The sequence below is a fragment of the Isoptericola sp. NPDC058082 genome (genome assembly GCF_042885055.1).
Taxonomy (GTDB): domain Bacteria; phylum Actinomycetota; class Actinomycetes; order Actinomycetales; family Cellulomonadaceae; genus Isoptericola.
Genome location: NZ_JBHVSQ010000012.1, coordinates 47,228 through 51,511, shown reverse-complemented (window position 1 = coordinate 51,511; position 4,284 = coordinate 47,228). Strand labels below are relative to the sequence as shown.

General features: G+C 71.1%; 5 protein-coding genes. 3 read left to right on the top strand and 2 right to left on the bottom strand.

Translation table 11 applies throughout. From position 1 onward, the window contains the following. Positions 1-109: 109 nt before the first annotated feature. On the bottom strand, positions 110-814 hold the full coding sequence (locus tag ACFVS0_RS15800) for an SDR family NAD(P)-dependent oxidoreductase (RefSeq protein WP_430588487.1): 705 nt from the start codon (positions 812-814) through the stop codon (positions 110-112). Positions 815-892: 78 nt separating this feature from the next. Here ACFVS0_RS15800 and ACFVS0_RS15795 point away from each other — a divergent pair, with 78 nt between their 5' ends. Next, positions 893-1,270: a winged helix-turn-helix transcriptional regulator gene (locus tag ACFVS0_RS15795; RefSeq protein ID WP_430564666.1), complete on the top strand. Its 378-nt coding sequence runs from the start codon at positions 893-895 to the stop codon at positions 1,268-1,270. Between the two features lie 24 nt (positions 1,271-1,294). Here the strand turns inward: ACFVS0_RS15795 and ACFVS0_RS15790 are convergent, their stop codons facing one another. Next, positions 1,295-2,158 (bottom strand): LLM class flavin-dependent oxidoreductase, encoded by an 864-nt coding sequence (locus ACFVS0_RS15790; protein WP_430588486.1) that lies wholly within the window; start codon positions 2,156-2,158, stop codon positions 1,295-1,297. Between the two features lie 122 nt (positions 2,159-2,280). On the opposite strand from ACFVS0_RS15790, the gene rnhA reads away from it, so the two are divergent. Together rnhA and lpdA are read left to right on the top strand one after the other, a co-directional pair. Beyond that, a complete protein-coding gene (gene rnhA, locus ACFVS0_RS15785) occupies positions 2,281-2,700 on the top strand; it encodes a ribonuclease HI (RefSeq protein WP_430550383.1) in 420 nt (139 codons plus the stop codon). A 52-nt stretch (positions 2,701-2,752) separates the two neighbouring features. Further along, positions 2,753-4,156: a dihydrolipoyl dehydrogenase gene (gene lpdA, locus ACFVS0_RS15780; RefSeq protein ID WP_430588485.1), complete on the top strand. Its 1,404-nt coding sequence runs from the start codon at positions 2,753-2,755 to the stop codon at positions 4,154-4,156. The last annotated feature ends 128 nt before the right edge of the window (positions 4,157-4,284 follow it).

Here is a 4,284-nt window from a genome sequence, read left to right as displayed (position 1 = left end):
GTACGCCGGGGGGGGGGACCTTGCGCCCAAACCTGGGATGTTGGTGGCTTGGTCCCCAGAGGGTTTTTTAGGGAATCAACCCACCACGCTCGATGCGTTGCCGGGGCGCTCAGCCGACCTTGTGGCGTGCGCCGCCCTCCACGTGGATGGTCTCGCCCGAGACGAAGCCGGCGCGCAGCAGCCACATCACCGCGTCGACGACGTCGTCCGGCTCGCCGTGGCGGCCGACCAGCGTCCCCGCGGCGCTCCTGCCCAGCAGGGCGGCCTTGCCCGCGCCCAGCCGGTCCCACGCGCCCGAGTCGACGACCCCGGGCGACACGGCGTTGACCCGCACGGGAGCGAGGTCCGCCGCGAGGTGCCGGGCGAGGTGCGCGACCGCGCCGTTGGTCGTGCCCTTGACGAGGGAGCCGGGCCCGGGCCGCCACCCGACGACGCCGGAGAACAGCACCATCGACCCGTGCGGTCGCAGCAACGGCGCGAAATGCTTCGCCACCAGCATCGGCCCGAGCACCTTCGCCGTGAAGGCGCCGACCAGCTTCTCGTGATCCAGCTCCGCGGCCCGCACGTCGTGCGGCGCCGAACCGGTCGTCACGACGTGGTCGACACCGTCCGCGAGCCGGGCGGCCGCGGCGGCGATCGTCGACTCGTCCTGGAGGTCGATCCGTAGCGCCGTCGCACCGAGCTCCGCCGCCACCGTCTCGGCGGCGGCCAGGCCTCGTGCGCCCACCACCACGTCGTACCCGTCCTTCGCCGCACGTCGCGCGACGGCCGCGCCCAGCGCCCGTGCCCCGCCGATGACCAGGATCCGTTCCATGTCGGCACTCCCTCTCGTAGGATCGGGAGTCACGGTATGGATTGGATACCGGTACCTTCAACGGAACTGGGGACGACCGTGGGCAAGGCCTACAACGTGATGGCGGCGACGTGCCCGAGCCGGACCGTGCTGCACCGCATCGGAGCGCGCTGGACCGTGTTCGTGGTCAACGCCCTCGACGACGGCCCTCGCCGCTTCACGCAGCTCAAGGCGCACATCCAGGGCATCACGCCGAAGGTGCTGACGGAGACCCTCCGCACGCTCGAGGCCGACGGCCTGGTCGAGCGCCGCGACTACGCCGAGAACCCACCGCGCGTCGAGTACGACCTGACGCCGCTGGGGCGCTCGCTCCTGGTGCCGCTCCGCGCCGTTCGGGCCTGGGCCGAGCAGCACGTGCCGGACATCGAGGAGGCGCGCGCCCGCCACGAGGAGCGCGCGCTCGCCGACCCCGCCTGAACGGGCCGCGGACGACCGTGCGCCCTAGAGGGCGGGCGGACCCTGCCGCACGCGCTCGAGCAGACGCTCCGGCGTCGCCGCCTCCGGGTCCCACCACGAGTCGACGAACCAGGTCGCGCCGGCGTCCGCGAAGGCGCGGGCCTGGTCGCGGGCCTCGCTCGCGTCGGACGAGAGCAGGCCGGACGCGACGACGTCGAACGGGCCGGCGTCGGGACCGCGCTGCTCGGCGATCCACGCGGTGAGCTCGCGGACGGCGTCGGGGCCGGCCTCCGCCTCCTCCGGCGTCGCGCCGCGGGCCTGCACGACGATCCCGTCCCAGCGCAGCGTGCGGTGCAGGTTCTTCAGCGGCGGGTTCGTGGCGTCCCAGACGCCGACGGGCCAGACGGGGATGTGGCCGTGCACCGGGGGGGCGGCGAACCGGAACGGGCCCGTGCGCACCTGCGCGCCGTCGGCCTCGAACGTCTCGCCCGACCACGACGTGCGCAGCCACTCGAGCGTCTCGTCGAGCGCCTGCGCGCGGTCCTTCAGGGCGGTCACCTGCCCCGGGACGGACGTGAAGCCGCGGTCGTCCAGCACCCCGACCCCGGCCGGCAGCACGAGGCGCCCACCGGACAGCTGGTCGACCGTCAGGGCGCGCTGGGCCAGCTCCCACGCCCGGTGCCGCGGCACCGCGAAGACCATCGCGCCGAGCGTGATGCGCTCCGTCACGGCCGCGGCCCCCGCGAGGACGGCGAACGGGTCCCAGGCCGTCAGGGCGTCGCCACCCCAGTCGCCCATGCTCATGCCGTCCCAGCTGAAGAAGCCGTCCCAGCCGTGCTCCTCGCACTCGCGGGCGAGGTCGACGTTCTGCCGCGGGGTGCCGAAGCTGCCGACGAAACCGAACCTCATGTGCGTCTCCTTCGTCGTCCTGGGGTGTGAGCCGACGCTACGTGCGGCGTCCGACACGGCCGTGGACACGGGGAACGTAGGGTGTGCGGGTGCCTGACGAGATCGAGAAGCCCCTGGTCGAGATGTGGACCGACGGTGCGTGCAAGGGCAACCCCGGCATCGGCGGCTGGGGCGCGCTGCTGAAGTCAGGAGAGCACACCAAGGAGCTCTACGGCGGCGAGACCGTCACCACCAACAACCGCATGGAGCTCACCGCCGTCGTGGAGGCGCTGCGCGCACTCAAGCGGCCCAGCACCGTGGTGATCCACGTCGACTCCTCGTACGTGATGAACGGCATGAGGACCTGGATCGCCGGCTGGAAGCGCAACGGCTGGACCACCGCGGCCAAGAAGCCCGTGAAGAACGTGGACCTCTGGCAGGCCCTCGACGCCGAGGTCACGAAGCACGACGTGCGCTGGGTGTGGGTCAAGGGGCACGCCGGCGACCCGGGGAACGAGCGCGCCGACGAGCTCGCGAACCTGGGCGTGGACTCCGTCCGCTAGGTGCGACGGACGTCACGCCGCAGGGGGTGGCGCGCGCTAATAGGCTGGGACCATGGCTTCCCACTACGACGTCGTCCTCCTCGGGGCTGGCCCCGGCGGCTATGTCGCCGCGATCCGCGCGGCCCAGCTCGGCAAGTCCGTCGCCATCATCGAGGAGAAGTACTGGGGTGGTGTCTGCCTCAACGTGGGCTGCATCCCCTCCAAGGCGCTGCTGCGCAACGCGGAGCTCGCCCACATCTTCAACCACCAGGCCGACTTCTTCGGCATGTCGGGTGACGTGACGTTCGACTTCGGCAAGGCGTTCGACCGGTCCCGCGTCGTCGCGGACGGCCGGGTCAAGGGCGTCCACTTCCTCATGAAGAAGAACAAGGTCGCCGAGTACGACGGCCGCGGCACGTTCCGCGACGCGAACACGATCGAGGTGGCGCTCAACAAGGGCGGCACCGAGACGGTGACGTTCGACAACGCGATCATCGCCACCGGCTCGCAGGTCAAGCTGCTCCCGGGCGTCGAGCTGTCCGAGAACGTCGTGACCTACGAGAAGCAGATCATGACGCGCGAGCTGCCCGAGTCGATCGCCATCGTCGGCGCCGGCGCCATCGGCATGGAGTTCGCCTACGTCCTGAAGAACTACGGCGTGGACGTCACGATCATCGAGTTCCTCGACCGTGCGCTGCCGAACGAGGACGCCGACGTCTCCAAGGAGATCGCCAAGCAGTACAAGAAGCTCGGCATCAAGCTCCTGACCTCCACCGCCGTCCAGACCATCAAGGACAACGGCTCGTCGGTCACCGTCTCCTACAAGGGCGTCAAGGACGACAAGCCCGGCGAGATCGTCGTCGACAAGGTCCTCTCCGCCGTCGGCTTCGCGCCGAACGTCGAGGGCTTCGGCCTCGAGAGCACCGGCGTCCAGCTCACGGAGCGCGGCGCCATCGCCATCGACGACCACATGCGCACCAACGTGCCGCACATCTACGCCATCGGTGACGTCACCGCCAAGCTCATGCTGGCGCACGTCGCGGAGGCGCAGGGCGTCGTCGCCGCCGAGACCATCGGCGGGGCCGAGACCCAGACCCTCGGCGACTACCGCATGATGCCGCGTGCCACGTTCTGCTCCCCGCAGGTCGCGTCGTTCGGCCTCACCGAGCAGCAGGCCAAGGACGAGGGCTACGACGTCAAGGTCGCCTCCTTCCCGTTCATGGCCAACGGCAAGGCCCACGGCCTCGGCGACCCCACCGGCTTCGTCAAGATCGTCGCCGACGCCAAGTACAACGAGCTCCTCGGCGCCCACATGATCGGGCCCGACGTCTCCGAGCTGCTGCCCGAGCTCACCCTCGCGCAGAAGTGGGACCTCACCGCCGACGAGGTGGCGCGGAACGTGCACACGCACCCGACGCTGTCCGAGGCGATCCAGGAGTCCATCCACGGCATCGTGGGGCACATGATCAACTTCTGACCGACAGGTCAGGGCCGGATCGCACGTCAGAGGCCCGGGGGGGGGGGGGGGGGGGGGGGGGGGGGGGGGGGGGGGGGGGGGGGGGGGGGTGGTTTTTTCTCCCTCCGGGGGGGAGGGGAGACGGGCGG